This is a genomic window from Pseudomonas jessenii, from assembly GCF_002236115.1.
GTDB lineage: Bacteria > Pseudomonadota > Gammaproteobacteria > Pseudomonadales > Pseudomonadaceae > Aquipseudomonas > Aquipseudomonas jessenii.
The window spans coordinates 589,929-606,045 of the sequence record NZ_NIWT01000001.1 but is presented as its reverse complement, the minus strand read 5'-3'; the positions used below and the strand labels follow the sequence as shown (position 1 = coordinate 606,045).

Here is a 16,117-nt window from a genome sequence, read left to right as displayed (position 1 = left end):
GCCAGAGTGTAGACGCTGCGGTCATTCGTCTCCCGGCGCCAGCAACAGATTGGGTGCCAGACGCTGATAACCGTCCTGGGTCAGGCGCATGTCGAGCATCAGGCTGGACAGGTCTGCCGACAACGCTTCGGCGTCCGCATCGTTCTCCAGATAGAGCAACTTCAGATAACTGTTGCAACCGGGGCAGACTTCGGCGCGCAACGGCGCCTGGTTGGCGGCATGGCGATCATCTTCAAGGCTGAGGTATTCCAGGCCCTTGCTCTGTTCGCAATACACGCATTTGACCCGCACCACATGCCACTCGCAGGCACACAGCGAGCAGACCAGATAACGCAAGCCGTTGTGCTTGCCGCGATGACGGATCACCCCGGCCATGGCCGGCGAGCCGCAGGCCGGGCACTGGCTGAGGCTGTCGCCGGGAGTTAGCGCGAGGTTCGGCGTACTCAACAGCCAGTGGCTCCAGGCTGTTTGAAGCGCCGCACCGAGAAACGGCACCAGCGCCGCTGGCACCAGCGAATACTGGCCACTGACCAGCGCCACCGCCCAGGCGCGACGTTGCCCGGCACCGACCAGGCGCAAGGTGTCCACGGCATCGGCCACGGCGGATTGTGACGGTGCGCTATAGCACTGCAGCAAGGCATCGAGGTAAGGCTGCCAATCGTCTTCGCGCGCCAGGCTGTCGGCCGCGAACGGCGGCAAGCCGTGTTGCTGGCACAACTCGATGCGTTGTCGGTCAAGGGGGTCGCTTGGCGGCGGGTCGTCCAGCACCTGTTGCTGCACCCGGCACAACCCGGCGATCAGGCGCAGGTAATCGGCCATCGGGTGCCCTTCGGCCAGCGTTTCCAGGCGCTGGCCACGCAGGCTGAACAGGTTATGCGGTGGCATGTACAGAAACGGCGGCGAACTGGCCGCCGCTTCGATTTCTCCGGGTTCAAGGATGGTTGGCAAATGTCAGCCCTTTTTGGTGATCGGTCGTTTGGGCGCTTCGCCGCGGGTCTCATCTTGAGTCACTTGGCGATACCAGAGTTCGTGGTGTTTCCTGGCCCAGCCGCGGCTGACCCTGCCGTGCAACATGGCGCTGACCGAGCCCTTGATCCAGATGCCGGCATAGATGTGCACGATGATGCTCAGGATCAGCACGAAACCGGCCAGCGCATGCAGCAACATCGCCCAGCGTATCGTGGTGATGCCGAAATACTCGCTGAAGTACGAACGCCAGATCACCAGCCCGCTGAACAACAGCACCAGCATGCACAGCAGTAAAGTCCAGAACAGCAGCTTCTGCCCGGGGTTGTATTTGCCGATGGGCGGGACGCCCTCCTCTTCATTTTTCATCACCCGGTCGATGCGCCTTAGCCACAGGCGATCATTGGCGATGAAGTAGTTGGCGCGCCAGAAGCGAAACACCAGGCCGAGGAACAGTACGAACATCAGCACGCCCATGAACGGGTGCAGGATGCGCGTCCATGGCCCGCCGCCGAACAGGTTGCTCAGCCAGAACAGCGCCGGGTGAAACAGCGCCAGCCCTGACAACCCGGCCATGAGGAACAGAATCGCCACCAGCCAGTGATTGGTGCGCTGGTTGCTGGTGTAGCGCAGGATCGTCTTGTCGCTCATGGCCTGCCCTCCCCTCGGGGATCGAAGGTGTGCACCGATGGATCGACTTCGTGCACGGCGTTGTCCGGCGGCTCCGGATGTTCATCCTCTTCGACGATTTGCGGACCGACGCGCACGTAGTGGAAGAACCCGGCCAGCACCGCCGCGCCCATGGCCAACAGTGCCAGGGGTTTGCTGATGCCCTTCCACAGCCCTACCAACGGACTGATCGCCGGGTGATCGGGCAAGCCGGCGTACAGCCTTGGCGTATCGGCGTGGTGCAACACGTACATCACGTGGGTACCGCCAACGCCTTCGGGGTCGTACAGGCCGGCGTTTTCAAAACCCCGGCTCTTGAGGTCGACGATACGCTCGGCCGCATGTTCCTTCATGTCGTCCTTGGAGCCGAACACGATGGCACCGGTCGGGCAGGTTTTCACGCAGGCCGGCTCCAGCCCTACCGCCACCCGGTCAGAGCACAAGGTGCATTTGTAGGCCTTGTGATCCTTTTGCGAGATCCGTGGAATGTTGAACGGACACCCGGTGATGCAATAGCCGCAACCGATGCAATGATCCTGATCGAAATCGACGATGCCATTGGCGTGCTTGATGATCGCCCCCGGGCTGGGGCATGCCGCCAGGCAACCGGGCTCTGCGCAGTGCATGCAGCCATCCTTGCGGATCAGCCATTCCAGGTTACCGGCGTCGGTCTCGTGCTCGGTGAAGCGCATCAATGTCCAGGTTTCTGCGGTGAGATCCTGAGGATTGTCGTAGGTGCCATGGTTATGGCCGACCTCGTCACGCAACTCGTTCCATTCCGAGCAGGCGACCTGGCAGGCCTTGCAACCGATGCATTTGGTGGTGTCGATCAGCTTGGCGACTTCCTCCATGCCGCGCACCGAGGGCGCAGGTGTGGTGGTGGCCGAGCGGGCAATGATGTCTTGGCTGGCCATTTAGACTTTCTCCACGTTGACCAGGAATGACTTGGATTCCGGGGTCTGAGTGTTGCCATCGCCGAGGAACGGCACCAGGGTGTTGGTCAGGTAACCGTGGCGCGTAAGGCCGGTGAACCCCCAGTGCAACGGAATGCCGATCTGGTGCACCACCTGATTGTTGACCTGCAGCGGACGAATCCGCTTGGTCACCACCGCCACCGCTTCGATGAAGCCACGCTTGCTGCTGACCCGCACCCGGTCGCCGGCGACGATGCCTTTTTCCTTGGCCAGCACTTCGCCGATTTCCACGAACTGCTCCGGTTGGGTAATCGAGTTGAGCTTGCAATGCTTGCTCCAGAAGTGGAAATGCTCGGTCAGCCGGTAACTGGTCGCGGCGTACGGGTAATCCTTGGCCACGCCGAGGGAATCCCATACCGAATCGAAGATCCGCGCCGCCGGGTTGCTGGTGGCTTTCTTGTTTTGCGGGTGCAGCGGGTTGATGCCGATCGGCGTCTCGAACGGCTCGTAGTGCTCGGGGAACGGGCCTTCGTTCATCTTGTCGACGGCGAAGAATCGCGCCACGCCCTCGGGGTTCATGATGAACGGATTCATCCCCGCTTCCGGCGGCACATCGGCCTTGTAGTCCGGCACATCGGTGCCGGCCCAGGCTTTGCCGTTCCACCACACCAAGCGTTTTTTCGGATCCCACGGCTTGCCTTGCAGGTCCGCCGAAGCGCGGTTGTAGAGAATCCGCCGGTTGGCCGGCCAGGCCCAGGCCCAGCCTTGATGCTGGTGCATGCCGTACGGGTCGTTGTTGTCGCGCCGCGCCATCTGGTTGCCCAGTTCAGTCCAGCTGCCACAGAAAATCCAGCAACCGGACGCGGTACTGCCGTCATCCTTGAGCTGGCCGAACCCGGCCAGTTGCGCATTGGCCTTGATCGCCGCGCCCGTCGCGTCGGTGAAGTCCGTGGTGGCGGAGCCGTTGATTTCCTTGGCCAGTTCTTCCGGCGAAGGTTCCTCGGGGATCTTGTACGGCCACGACAGTTTGAGCATCGGGTCGGGGTATTTGCCGCCATTGGCCTGATAACGCTGACGCAGACGTATGAACAGCTCGCTCATGATGCGGATATCGGTCTGCGCTTCACCCGGTCCGTCGGCGCCCTTCCAGTGCCATTGCAGCCAGCGGCTGCTGTTGACCAGCGAACCGTCCTCCTCGGCAAAGCAGGTGGTGGGCAGGCGAATGACTTCGGTCTGGATGTCGGCGCTGTTCACGTCGTTATACGGCCCGACCTTTTGCCAGAACTCCGAGGTCTCGGTGGCCAGCGGATCCATCACCACCAGCCATTTCAGCTTGGCCAGCGCCGCCATCACCCGGTTCTTGTCGGGCAATGCGGCAATGGGGTTGAAGCCCTGGCACATGTAGCCGTTGACCTTGCCCTGCCCCATCAGGTCGAACACCTTGAGGATGTCGTATTGGGGAATGTCCAGTTTCGGCAGGTAGTCGTAGGCCCAGTTGTTCTCGGCCGTGGCGTTGGCGCCGTACCAGGCTTTCATCAGGCTGACGTGGAATTTGCCGTAGTTCTGCCAGTAGGACAGTTGCCCCGGACGCAACGGCTTTTGCGTGCGCTTGACGATGTAGGCGTTGTAGTCCTGTTCGGCATCGCCGGGTAGCGTGAGGTAGCCCGGCAGTGAGTTGGATAGCAGCCCCAGGTCAGTCAACCCCTGGATGTTGGAGTGCCCGCGCAAGGCGTTCACGCCGCCGCCCGGCATGCCGACGTTGCCCAGCAGCAGTTGCACCATCGCCGCGCTGCGAATCATCTGCGCGCCAATCGAGTGCTGGGTCCAGCCCAGGGCATAGAGGATGGTCATGGTCTTGCCCGGTGTCGAGCAAGTGGCGATCTCCTCCCAGATTTTCTGCATGGCATCGACCGGCATGCCGCAGATCTGGCTCGCCAGTTCCTTGGTGTAACGGCTGTAATGCTGCTTCATCAATTGATAGACGCAGCGTGGGTCCTGCAGGGTTGGGTCGACTTTGGCAAAACCGTCTTCACCGAGCTCATAGCCCCAGCCGGACTTGTCGGTGTAAAGGCGCTTGGCCGCGTCGTAGCCGCTGAAGATCCCGTCCTCGAAGCCATAGCCGGCTTTGACGATGAACGACACGTCGGTGTAGTTGCGCACGTATTCGTGCTGGATCTTGTCCTCGGTCAGCAGGTAATTGATCAACCCGCCCATGAAGGCAATGTCGGTGCCGGTGCGGATCGGCGCGTAATAGTCGGCCACCGAGGCGGTCCGGGTAAAACGCGGGTCGACCACGATCAGCCGCGCCTTGTTGTGCGCTTTGGCTTCGGTCACCCATTTGAAGCCGCACGGGTGCGCTTCTGCTGCGTTGCCGCCCATCACCAGGACCAGATTCGCGTTGGCGATATCGGTCCAGGTATTGGTCATGGCACCACGGCCGTACGTCGGGGCAAGACTTGCCACCGTCGGGCCGTGTCAGACACGGGCCTGGTTATCGAACCCCAGCATGCCGAGACTGCGCACCACCTTGTGGGTGATATAGCCGGCTTCGTTGGACGCCGCCGATGCCGCGAGGAAACCGGTAGTCAGCCAGCGGTTCACCGTTTGACCCTCGGCGTTCTTCTCGATGAAGTTGGCGTCGCGGTCGGCCTTCATCAGGTCAGCGACGCGATCGAGCGCTTCATCCCAGGAGATGCGGGTCCATTCGGTGCTGCCGGGTTTGCGTACCTGAGGGTATTGCAGGCGGCCGGGGCTGTGAATGAAGTCCAGCAGGCCTGCGCCTTTAGGGCAAAGGGTGCCGCGGTTGACCGGGTGGTCGGCGTCACCTTCGATGTGGATGATGTTTTGCGCGACATTCTTCGCCGTATCGCCTTGGCTGTACATGATCAAGCCGCAACCGACCGAGCAATACGGGCAGGTGTTGCGGGTTTCATGGGTGTGGGCGAGCTTGAAGTGACGCACCTGTTCGGCAAAGGCAAGCGTCGGGGCCATGCCCAACGTACCCAGGCTAGAGCCTGCAAGGCCGATGCCGGCGACCTTGAAGAACTGACGACGGCTGAGATCCATCGTGCACTCCTGATCAGGTGGAACCCGGTACATGGCCGGGCTTTTTCGAACAACCACGGTCGCGGCAGTCTGGCTGCCGACACTACAAACTGTAGTCAATGCTGTCGAATTCACCATGACAGCCGACCGTCGGCCCTCCAGACACTACCCCCTGTAGGAGCGAGCTTGCTCGCGATGGTGTATCAGCTGAGTGAGTGTCGACTGACACTCCATCGCGAGCAAGCTCGCTCCTACAGGGGGTTGGCGCTTATCATGGCGCCATAACCAACCTGCCGTTACGAGACCCCGCATGACTTTCGATTTTGATCAGGTGTTCGACCGCCACAACACCGGCAGCACCAAGTGGAGCCGCTACCCCGCCGATGTGTTGCCGATGTGGGTCGCCGACATGGATTTCGCCGCGCCGCCGATGATCATCCAGGCCCTGCAAAAACGACTGGAACACCCGATGGTCGGCTACAGCGTGGCCCAGGATGACCTGCGTGAGGCAATCGTTGCCGACCTCTGGAACAAGTACGCCTGGCGCGTCGAGCCCCAGGAGCTGATTTTCCTGCCGGGCGTCGAGTCCGGCTTCAACATGGCACTGAAGGCACTGGTGCAGGCGCCACAGAATGTCGTTGTGCAGGTGCCGAACTACCCACCGCTGCGTCATGCGCCCGGGCATTGGGGGCTGAACAAGGTCGAACTGAATTTCGATGCACAAGCCGACGGCACCTACACCACGCCGCTGGATACCCTGAGCCAATCGCTGCAAGGTGGTGGCGCACTGCTGCTGAGCAACCCGCATAACCCGCTGGGCAAGGCCTTCCCCCGCACAGAGCTGCAAGCCATTGCCGACGTTTGCCTTGAGCATGATGCCTGGATCATTTCCGACGAGATCCACGCCGAGTTGTGCTTCGACGGCCGCCAGCACATTCCGATGGCAACCCTGAGCCCGAAGGTCGCCCAGCGCACCATCACCTTGATGTCGGCGAGCAAGGCCTACAACATCGCCGGCCTGAAGACCTCCTTCATGATCATCCAGGACCGCCACCTGCGCGAGAAGGTCAACCACGCCCGTTGCGGCATGGTCGACAGCGTCAATCCGCTGGGCATGGAAGCCACCCGCGTCGCCTACAGCGAAGCCGCGCCATGGCTCGCCGAGCTGAAGGTCTACCTGCAAGGCAACCGGGATTACCTGGCCGAGGCCGTACACACCCGCCTGCCGGGCATCACCATGAACCTGCCGCAAAGCACCTACCTGGCGTGGCTCGACTGCACGGCACTGGGGCTGGACGACCCGCAGCAGTTTTTCCTCGAACAGGCCAAGGTGGGTTTGAGCGCCGGCCTGGACTTCGGCAATGGCTGCAAACAGTTCGTGCGCCTGAACTTCGGCTGCCCACGGTCGCTGCTGGAAGAAGGCATTGCGCGGATGGAACGCAGTTTGCGCCATCTCAAGGCCTGACCCGCCCCTCTAGCCATACCTATTCCCTTGTGAGAGTGAGCCTGCTCGCGATGGCGTCCTGTCAGTCGGCAATGTGTTGCCTGACACGGCGCTATCGCGAGCAGTCTCACTCCTGCAGGTAATAATTGAACCGATGCAGCCCTTCAATGCTCAACAGCCTATAGCCCTGCACTGACGGTTGTTTCGGGATCTGAGCCATGAGTTTCGTTGCCTGGGTGGCGGTGTTGGGCGCGGTGTTGCTGACCCTGGCACTGACTTCGTCGTACCTGCGCTGGATGCCGGTCACCACTTCGGCGGTGTGCCTGGTCCTGGGCATCGCCATCGGGCCGGCGGGCCTGGGCATGCTCCGGCTGGATATCAAGGAGGCGGCGTTCTGGATCGAGCACCTGACGGAAGTCGCGGTGCTGTTTTCATTGTTTGTCTGCGGGCTCAAGCTGCGACCTCCTCTTCGTGATCGCCGATGGCGAGTGGCGTTCGTCCTGGCGGGACCGGTGATGGTGCTGACCATTGTCGGCGTCTGCCTGCTGCTGCATTTCGCTTTCGGACTGGCGTGGGGGCCGTCGCTGCTGATCGGGGCGATACTGGCGCCGACCGATCCGGTCCTGGCCTCGCTGGTTCAGGTCAATGACGCCAAGGATGATGATCCGGTGCGGTTCGGGCTCTCGGGCGAGGCAGGACTGAACGACGGAATCGCTTTTCCGTTCGTGATTCTGGGACTGTTGTTTTTGCAGCAAAACGGCAGCTTTGGCAGCGGTCTGGATGACTGGTTTTTCAAGCGCCTGTTGTGGGGCGTGCCCGCCGGACTGCTGACCGGTTACTGGATGGGGCGCGGTATTGGTCATCTGACGTTGTTCATGCGCATCAAGAATGCCGACAGCACGTTTTCCCCCAATGACTACCTTGCCCTGGCCTTGATCGCACTGGCTTACGTCGTGGCCGAAACCATCGGCGGCTACGGGTTCCTCTCGGTGTTTGCCGCCGGCCTGGGCTTGCGCCGGGCCGAGGTCAGGACAAGCAGTGACGCCCACACTCCGGCCGAACACCTGGTTCAAGCGGTGGTCGGTCATCAGCATGTCGAACCCGAGGCGGCCGTGCTCGGCAATGTGGAGCACCTGGAAGACACGCAAGTCGCCGCCGGGATCATGATGGGCGACATGCTGTCGTTCGGCAGCCTGGTGGAACGGGCCATGGAAGTTTTTCTGGTCACCTTGCTCGGTATTGTGCTGATCGCGCACTGGGACTGGCGGGCGTTGCTGGTCGCGTTGGTGCTGTTCGGGATGATTCGCCCGCTGACGGTCTGGCTGATGCCATGGGGTTCGCTGCTCAATGGCCCGCAACGCTGGTTGATTGGCTGGTTCGGAATTCGCGGCATCGGGAGTTTCTACTACCTTTTCTATGCCTTGAACCACGATCTGCTGCCTTCAGTGGCAACGGTGTGTGCCGACCTGACGCTCTCGGTGGTCGCCCTGAGCATTCTGGTCCACGGCATCAGCACCCAGCCGATGCTTGCCCGCTATGAACGGCATAACCGCCGCGTCACTTCATCGCCAAGGCAATGACTTCCACCAGGTTGAGCTGGGTAAAGGGTTTCGACAAACGAGGTAGACGCTCGGCAATGCCTTCCAGGCGTTCGGCAAAACCGGTGGCGAGGATGATCGGCACGCTCGGCCGAATGAGCCTGATGGCGTTGGCCAGTTGCGCGCCACTCATCTGTGGCATGGCCATGTCGGTGATCACCAGATCGATATCCGGTTCACTGCCGAACAGCTCCAGCGCCCTGGCTCCGGAAGGCGCACTGATGACCCGGTGCCCGAGGTCCTCGAGCAGCAGACTGGTGCTGGTCAACACCAGACTGTCATCGTCCACCACCAGTACGCACAGGCGGGGCACTTCCACGGTCTGCGTTTGCGCTACAGGCTCAGCCACCGAACCCCGGGTGGCAACCGGCAACCACAACTCGGCCGTCGTACCCTGATCCTTGTTGCTTTTGAGGATGAAGCGTCCACCCAATTGCTCGATAAAACCGTGGACCATCGATAACCCCAGGCCCGTACCTTTACCGACGCCCTTGGTGGTAAAGAAGGGGTCCATCGCCGAGGCCAGCGTGGTTTCATCCATGCCCTCGCCGGTATCGGCAATGTTCAGGCACACATAACGCCCCGCGGCCAATGATGAGGCGCCGCCGGTGACCTCCTCGGTCCTGGCACTGAAGATGATGGTCCCGCCGTGGGGCATGGCGTCGCGGGCGTTGGTCGCCAGGTTCAGTACGGCCAGTTCCAGTTGATTGATGTCCGCCATCACCGGTTCAAGATCCTCGGGAAAGCGTGTTTCGACTTTCACCGAAGGCCCCAGGGAGCTGCGCAATAGCCCGGAAATGCCTTCCACCAACGCCGGTATCCGCACAGGTACCGACTTGAGCTCCTGGCGTCGGGCAAACGCCAGCATGCGCTGGGTCAGGGATACACCGCGCAAGGCACCTTGGGTGGCGTTGTCGATCAGGCGGGTTATTTTGGGGTCATCCGTCACCCGTTTGCGCACGATTTCCAGATTGCCGAGGATCACCGTCAGCAGGTTGTTGAAGTCGTGGGCGATCCCGCCGCTGAGCTGGCCGATGGCCTGCATTTTCTGCGCCTGGAACAAGGCCTCACGGGTTTGCTCCAGCGCCTGCTGCGCCTGGGTGACTTCAGTGATGTCCCGGGTGATCTTGGCAAAACCGAGCAATGTGCCGGTGTCGCCCCAGATCGGGTCGACGATGACATGGGCGAGGAACTGCGTACCATCCTTGCGCATCCTCCAGCCCTTGTTTTCAAAGCGCCCTTCACGAACGGCGATTTCCAGCGTCCGTTGTGGCTCGCGGGCATCGCGATCCTCCGGGGTGTAGAACATCGAAAAATGCTGGCCAATGACCTCTTCCGGCAAGTAACCCTTGATGCGCTGGGCGCCGGGGTTCCAGTTGCTCACCCGGCCGTCCGGAGAAAGCATGTAGATCGCATAGTCGGTAACGCTCTGCACCAGCAGGCGAAACTGCTGCTCGCTTTGCTTGAGGACTTCCTCGGCCATTTTGCGATCGGTCAGGTCCCGGGTGATCTTGGCGAAACCGAGCAACGTGCCCGACGGGTCGAAGATCGGATCAATGACCACATGGCACCAGAAATGTGTGCCGTCCTTGCGTACCCGCCAGCCTTCGCCCTCGAAACGCCCTTCACGAATCGCCGTGTCCAGTGCCCGCTGGGGCAAGCCGGCACGGCGATCGTCATCGGTGTAGAAGCGCGAGAAATGCTGACCGAGGATCTCGGCTTCCTCGTAGCCCTTGAAACGCCTGGCGCCGGCGTTCCAGCTGGTAATGATGCCGTCGGGATCAATCATGTAGATCGCATAGTCGATCACTGCATCGATCAACAGGCGAAAGCGCTTGTCCTCAACGGTACTCGGCCTGTTTCGATCCTCGCTCATTGAGTTCTCGCGTCATGATTGTTTTTCTGGAGTATGAGACAAACTGCCAATTTGGAAAGCCATGACTGCGGCAGTTTGCTTCATAGCCTGCAATCCCGGCTTAGCGATACACGTATTTGGTGATATAGGAGTAAAGGTCGTTGTAGACGAAATCGGGAACCTGTTTGTCATATTTGCTGGTTTTAAGCAGCTGCAGATGACATTCCCTGACCATCTCGTCACGCTCCTCCATCGAATAGACGGACCTTCTGAGGATAGTGTCATAGGCCCTGTACGCATATGGCAGCAACGTTGAAACTTCGTTCAGATTCCCACTTGGGTCCAGGGTATAGGTGCTGTGAGCACGCAGTACCCGTTCGCTCAGCGTGCCCAGACCGCGCTCGTACAGGAAGATTTGCGAGCCACTCACTGTCTTTGCGATGAACTCGAACGCAACGAGAACCGCAGGGGCGTTACTGATGCTCGATTCGAGTCTCGAATAGCTGACAAACCGTTCCATCTCCTGCTTTTCCAGGCTGGAGAATGCTCTTTTGATGCTGGACAGATGGGCGAACGCGTGATTGCAGCCCACGACATGGACTTCGAGTTGATAACCGGGAACAAATTTTGCCAATCCGGCAAAACCGATGTCATCGAACGCGCACTCCATGATGATGTTGCATCTTTGAGAAAGCGCGTTGGCGAAGATTTTCTCACCGAGTTCCCTGGCAAACGCTTCTGTATGTTCGTAGGCGTGCAAAACGCCGAGCTTGATCATGTCGGCGTAATGCGGGTGTTTTTTTCGATATTCAGGCAGGTACAGTCGAATGTAGTTCCCGTAATTCCCGGATGGCAGCAAGCTTTTTTCCAACAAGTAAGTCTTGCCCGAGCCCTCCACTCCGGCGGTGATCAGCAACTTTGGGATGGCTTCAGCAGTTTTGCCGACGAAGAGCGCAGGGAAGATCTCGTCGAACGCCTTGATCACGTCGTCTGAGGAATAGTTGTATTTCGGTGCTTCTGACATACCTTGATTTCCTTATCAAAGAATTGGGTTGTGACATCTAGCCTTTCCAATAAAGCGTGCTGGCGCTGATTGTTCAATTCTTTGTTTTAATCAAGGTATGTATTTGTTTTTAAAGGTAAAGACTCCTACGGCGCAGAGCGAAAAATCGTTGGCGCAATCGACCACCAGCGCGGCAGTAATTGCCTGACCTTGTGCTCGCCAAAACGGTCGTCGATCAACATCACCACTCCTTGATCCTGTTGCGTGCGGATGACCCGTCCAGCGGCCTGAACCACTTTCTGTACGCCGGGATAAAGGTAGGTGTAGTCATAACCGGCACCGAAAATGGCGGCCATGCGCCGTTTCAGTTGCTCATTTACCGGATTGAGTTGCGCCAGCCCCAGCGTGGCGATAAACGCGCCGATCAGCCTGGCGCCGGGCAAATCGATGCCTTCACCAAAGGCCCCGCCCAATACCGCAAAGCCGACGCCCTGGCTTTCGGCGTGGAATTGGTCGAGAAACTGCTGACGCTGCGCTTCGCCCATGCCTCGGGACTGCGACCACTGACTGATATTCGGATGTTTCTCGGCGAGTAACTGCGCCACCTGCTGCAAATATTCGAAACTGCTGAAAAACGCCAGGTAATTGCCGGGGCGTTTGCAGAACTGCCTGGCGATCAAGTCCACGATCGGTTCGAGAGAGGACTGGCGATGTACGAACCGCGTGGAGATCTGGTCGACGATGTGCACTTGCAGTTGATCGGCGTGATACGGCGACTCGACGTCGATGCACACCGTGTCCTGCGGCGCTCCCAGTAAATCGGCGTAATAGTGCCGGGGGCTGAGGGTCGCGGAAAACAGCACCGTGCTACGCGCGGCGGTCAGGCGCGGGCGGATGAAGCCGGCGGGGACTACATTGCGCAGGCACAGTTGCGAGAGGTTGCGCTGGCGCTCGAGGTCGCGCTTGCTGATGTCGAACAGGAACTGCTCATCGAACAGTTCGGCGACCCGGCAAAAGTGCAGCATGTCGAAGTAAAATCCCTGCAGTGCGCTGTCCAGGCCTTGAGGGTGATCGTTGAGGTAGTCACCGATGTTGGCGCTGCACGATGACAGCGCCTGCAGGAGCTTTTCCGGCGCCTTGTCATAGGCCTGATAGGCGCCGGTTTGCGCGTTATGCAGGGCATTCCACTCGCGGCTGACCCGTTGCATCGGTTTTTTCAGCGCTTCGGGAGCGGTTTTGCGCACGCCGTTGAAGGTCGCCTGGTCGAGGCTGGCGCTGTACATCTGGCGGCCGCGTTCCACCAGGTTGTGGGCTTCGTCGACCAGCACCGCAACCTTCCAGTTGTTGGCCTGGGCCAGACCGAACAGCAACGCGCTGAAATCGAAATAATAGTTGTAGTCGGCAACCACCACGTCGGCCCAACGCGCCATTTCCTGGCTCAGGTAATACGGGCAGACATCGTGCGCCAGGGCGACCTCGCGCAAGGCGCTCTGGTTCAACAGGCTCAGTTGACTGGCCGCCTGCCGTGCGGCGGGCAGGCGATCGTAGAACCCCCGGGCCAGTGGGCAGGACTCGCCGTGGCAGGCTTTGTCCGGATGTTCGCAGGCCTTGTCCCGGGCGATCATCTCCAGCACCCGTAACGGCGGCGCATCGGCGCTGGCAAGCATCACGTGCGCGGCGTCCAGGGCCAGTTGCCGTCCCGGGGTTTTCGCCGTAAGGAAGAACACCTTGTCCAGTTGCTGCGGCGCCAGCGCCTTGAGCATGGGGAACAAGGTGCCCAGGGTCTTGCCGATGCCCGTGGGCGCCTGGGCCATCAGGCAGCGCCCCGTGCTAACGGCCTTGAACACCGATTCGGCCAGATGACGCTGCCCCGGTCGAAAGCCGGCATGGGGAAAGGCCAGGCCCTGCGCAGCCAGATTGCGCCCTTCTCGATGGGCGACTTCCTGTTCGGCCCATTGCAGGAACTGCGCGCAATGCCGTTCGAAGAACTGTTGCAGCTCGATGGCGTCGAAAGACTCGACCAGGCGGGTCTCCTTTTCACTGACGATGTCGAAATACACCAGCGCCAGACTGATCCGCGACAGGTCCAGTTTCCGACACATCAACCAGCCGTAGATCCTGGCCTGGGCCCAATGCAATTGGCGGTGGTTGGCCGGTTGTTTGCTCAAGTCGCCGCGGTAGGTCTTGACCTCCTCCAGGCAGTTTTGCCCGGGGTCATAGCCATCCGCCCTGCCCTTGACCGTCAAGGTTTGATACTGGCCCTCAAGGGCAATTTCGCTTTGGTAACCCTCGCTGCGCCGCGAGGCCACCGTACGGTGCCCGACGATACCTTCCAGCGCGGTCGGTGACGGTGTGAAGCGCAGGTCGAGGTCGCCGGCCTTGGCGGTGAACTCGCACAGCGCCCGCACCGCAATGCTGTAGCTCAATCGCCCTGCTCCGCCCATTGCACGTAGCACACGGCGATGGGCATCTGGTGCTCATGACAGAACTCCAGCCAGCGCAACTGATTGTCCTGCAGGCGATCGCCCGGGCCCTTGACCTCGATCATGCGGTAGGTCTTTTGCTGCGGCCAGAACTGGATCAGGTCCGGCATGCCGGCGCGATTGGCCTTGATGTCCAGCAAGAGGCGGTTGAACCAGTGCTTGAGGTGCTCGGCCGGGAGGCAATCGAGGGCTTGCTCCAGCAACTCTTCGCTGAGCACGCTCCAGAACACGAACGGCGACTGCACGCCCCACTTGGCGGCATAACGTTCGCGGATGGTCTGCCGGTAGCGCCCGTCGTCGAGTTCGGCCAGGCAAGCCTGAAACAGTTCGGCCCGGCGGACATGGAAGTCTTCGCTGAGCAAATCCACCGGCCCGCGCTGGAACGGGTGAAAAAACGCCCCCGGCAAAGGCGCGAAGATCGCGGGCCAACACAGTAGGCCAAACAATGAATTGACCAGGCTGTTTTCCACGTAGTGCACCGGCGCCGAATCTTGCGCCAGATGCGCCTGAACATAGAACTCGACCGATAATGCCGGGTCTGTCCTGGGCAATTGCAGGTCCAGGCGCTGCATTTCCCGAGGCGCTGCCCGCTTGATGGGCGGCCCGCCGAGCTTGCGCCGCAGACGTGGCAGGACGCGGAGCAACTGTTGGTGTTCCGCGGCGCTTTGCGGTGCCTGTTCAGCCTGCACGGCCAGGTCCATCGCCTGTTCAAACTGGCCGCTGCGTTCCAGTACGCGAATGAGCCGCGCACGCGCGCCGGGAAAAGCGCATTCGCGGTACAGGTTCAGGGCCATGGAGAAATCGGCGATGCGTTCGCAGTACTGGGCCATCTGGAACAGCAGCTTGCCGCGCCGGCGCTGCAACCACGGATTGTCCAGCGCCAGGCCCTTGATCCGCTCGGCCACCTCCTCCAGCGCTTCACCGGCCTCGAATTGTTGCTGGTATGCGTGCAGGAGGACGCAGGCATCCACGTCTTCGCGGCTGCGCAAGCCACGGGACTCGGCACAGAATTCGACTTTTTCGTAGGTGTAGATACCGAGGTCGGCCAATACGAACTCCGACCAGTCCTGATACAGGTTGCCGAAAAACATCAGGCGCAGGCGATCGCACAATTGCATGATGGTCAGGCTGAACAGGCGCTCGTCCAGGCTCGGACACCAGTCGTTGAAGCTTTGCACCTGGGGAAACTGCTCGCACAGCGTCGGCAACCAATCGGCTTTCTTGCCTTTGGGTTGATCGATGACAGCGGCAAAGGTCTGGAGGATTTCTGCCTTGAGCAGCACCTCGAACAGTTCGTCGATGGCGATGGGCATTTGCCCTTCGACCCAACGCAGCTCGAGCAGCGGGCCGGCGGCGGTGCCGATATCGCCGATTTCGTCGTAATGCAGCTTGCTCGCCCTGAAATGAACGCCTTTGCGCATCACCATTCTGACCAGCAGCGCCTGCGATTCACGGGGCAACCGCTTAAACTCATGTGTGAAGCGCTGCTCTTCGACGCTCAACAAATCGCTTGAGCGCTGCTCAAGCCAATCAAGCACTTGCATGAAGTTGTTCAAGTAGTAGAACGGATCGTCGAGGGGATTTGCAGTCACAGGGAAATGGGCCATGGCGAGCGAATACTGGTTATGCGTACAGATACCAGTTCCGCCCTGCGCGGCGCAATCGGAAAAGGATAAATGGCGGCGCTGTACGGAATTTTTCCCGGGCAGTAGAACTTTCTGCCCCCGGGCGGCACCAACCGCCAGAGAGAAACGGTGACAGCCTCGAGCTGATGGTGCTGCTTCAAAACGTACGGGAGGTGATTATGGACATCAAGACATTGGGCTTGCCCTTGGCGGCGGCGGCCCTGCTGATGCTGGCCGGTTGCTCGACGCCAACGGTGGTGACCCTGCAGAACGGCACCCAGTATTTGACCAAGGACATGCCGGAAACCAAGACAAAGGATGGCTTCTTCGAGTTCGAAGATATTTCCGGGGCGAAAGTGAAAGTCAAGGCTGATGAAGTGGCCACGATTCGCAGGGAAGACTGAATTTCGCGTTATCGTTCATCGCGGGAAAGCCCGCCCCCACAGGGTATGCGCCAACCTTGCGGGAGCGGGCCGGGTCCGGGCGGCGCTCCGACGAAGAGGCCCTTACCGGCG

11 protein-coding genes are annotated in these 16,117 nt (G+C 60.5%); 3 read left to right on the top strand and 8 right to left on the bottom strand.

The window, feature by feature from the left end:
• Positions 1-21 precede the first annotated feature (21 nt).
• From fdhE to fdnG, 4 genes are read right to left on the bottom strand one after another with little or no spacing between them, the layout of a single operon-like run.
• Complete coding sequence (gene fdhE, locus PSJE_RS02760) at positions 22-948, bottom strand: formate dehydrogenase accessory protein FdhE (protein ID WP_057714813.1); 927 nt, start codon at positions 946-948, stop codon at positions 22-24.
• 3 nt (positions 949-951) lie between these two features.
• Positions 952-1,617, bottom strand: coding sequence for a formate dehydrogenase subunit gamma (locus PSJE_RS02755; RefSeq protein ID WP_090455242.1), 666 nt, complete (start codon positions 1,615-1,617; stop codon positions 952-954).
• Positions 1,614-2,549: a formate dehydrogenase subunit beta gene (gene fdxH, locus PSJE_RS02750; protein ID WP_057714811.1), complete on the bottom strand. Its 936-nt coding sequence runs from the start codon at positions 2,547-2,549 to the stop codon at positions 1,614-1,616. The genes PSJE_RS02755 and fdxH overlap by 4 nt, the downstream gene beginning before the upstream one ends.
• Positions 2,550-5,615 carry a formate dehydrogenase-N subunit alpha gene (fdnG, locus tag PSJE_RS02745; protein ID WP_139212698.1) on the bottom strand — a complete coding sequence of 1,022 codons (3,066 nt, stop codon included), beginning with the start codon at positions 5,613-5,615 and terminating at the stop codon, positions 2,550-2,552.
• Between the two features lie 289 nt (positions 5,616-5,904).
• Here fdnG and PSJE_RS02735 point away from each other — a divergent pair, with 289 nt between their 5' ends.
• Both PSJE_RS02735 and PSJE_RS02730 read left to right on the top strand, forming a co-directional pair.
• Positions 5,905-7,059: a MalY/PatB family protein gene (locus tag PSJE_RS02735; RefSeq protein ID WP_090455246.1), complete on the top strand. Its 1,155-nt coding sequence runs from the start codon at positions 5,905-5,907 to the stop codon at positions 7,057-7,059.
• 197 nt (positions 7,060-7,256) lie between these two features.
• Complete coding sequence (locus tag PSJE_RS02730; RefSeq protein ID WP_090455248.1) at positions 7,257-8,618, top strand: cation:proton antiporter; 1,362 nt, start codon at positions 7,257-7,259, stop codon at positions 8,616-8,618.
• On the opposite strand, the gene PSJE_RS02725 is transcribed toward PSJE_RS02730, so the two are convergent.
• The 4 genes from PSJE_RS02725 to PSJE_RS02710 form a co-directional block, all read right to left on the bottom strand.
• Positions 8,596-10,512, bottom strand: a complete 1,917-nt coding sequence (locus PSJE_RS02725) for a hybrid sensor histidine kinase/response regulator (protein WP_090455250.1) — start codon at positions 10,510-10,512, stop codon at positions 8,596-8,598. The genes PSJE_RS02730 and PSJE_RS02725 overlap by 23 nt on opposite strands.
• A gap of 100 nt (positions 10,513-10,612) precedes the next feature.
• Positions 10,613-11,515 carry a zeta toxin family protein gene (locus PSJE_RS02720; RefSeq protein ID WP_090455251.1) on the bottom strand — a complete coding sequence of 301 codons (903 nt, stop codon included), beginning with the start codon at positions 11,513-11,515 and terminating at the stop codon, positions 10,613-10,615.
• A gap of 125 nt (positions 11,516-11,640) precedes the next feature.
• On the bottom strand, positions 11,641-13,920 hold the full coding sequence (locus PSJE_RS02715; RefSeq protein ID WP_090455252.1) for an ATP-dependent DNA helicase: 2,280 nt from the start codon (positions 13,918-13,920) through the stop codon (positions 11,641-11,643).
• A complete protein-coding gene (locus PSJE_RS02710) occupies positions 13,917-15,584 on the bottom strand; it encodes a VRR-NUC domain-containing protein (protein WP_090455254.1) in 1,668 nt (555 codons plus the stop codon). Before PSJE_RS02710 ends, PSJE_RS02715 begins: the two co-directional genes overlap by 4 nt.
• A gap of 197 nt (positions 15,585-15,781) precedes the next feature.
• On the opposite strand from PSJE_RS02710, the gene PSJE_RS02705 reads away from it, so the two are divergent.
• Positions 15,782-16,006 (top strand): YgdI/YgdR family lipoprotein, encoded by a 225-nt coding sequence (locus PSJE_RS02705; protein ID WP_057714802.1) that lies wholly within the window; start codon positions 15,782-15,784, stop codon positions 16,004-16,006.
• Positions 16,007-16,117: the final 111 nt, after the last annotated feature.

Excerpts from the sequence above, each read along its gene's own strand:
- PSJE_RS02755 (WP_090455242.1), bottom strand. The coding sequence starts at position 1,617 with ATGAGCGACAAGACGATCCTGCGCTACACCAGCAACCAGCGCACCAAT.
- fdxH (WP_057714811.1), bottom strand. The coding sequence starts at position 2,549 with ATGGCCAGCCAAGACATCATTGCCCGCTCGGCCACCACCACACCTGCG.
- PSJE_RS02735 (WP_090455246.1), top strand. The coding sequence starts at position 5,905 with ATGACTTTCGATTTTGATCAGGTGTTCGACCGCCACAACACCGGCAGC.
- PSJE_RS02730 (WP_090455248.1), top strand. The coding sequence starts at position 7,257 with ATGAGTTTCGTTGCCTGGGTGGCGGTGTTGGGCGCGGTGTTGCTGACC.
- PSJE_RS02725 (WP_090455250.1), bottom strand. The coding sequence starts at position 10,512 with ATGAGCGAGGATCGAAACAGGCCGAGTACCGTTGAGGACAAGCGCTTT.
- PSJE_RS02720 (WP_090455251.1), bottom strand. The coding sequence starts at position 11,515 with ATGTCAGAAGCACCGAAATACAACTATTCCTCAGACGACGTGATCAAG.
- PSJE_RS02710 (WP_090455254.1), bottom strand. The coding sequence starts at position 15,584 with ATGGCCCATTTCCCTGTGACTGCAAATCCCCTCGACGATCCGTTCTAC.
- PSJE_RS02705 (WP_057714802.1), top strand. The coding sequence starts at position 15,782 with ATGGACATCAAGACATTGGGCTTGCCCTTGGCGGCGGCGGCCCTGCTG.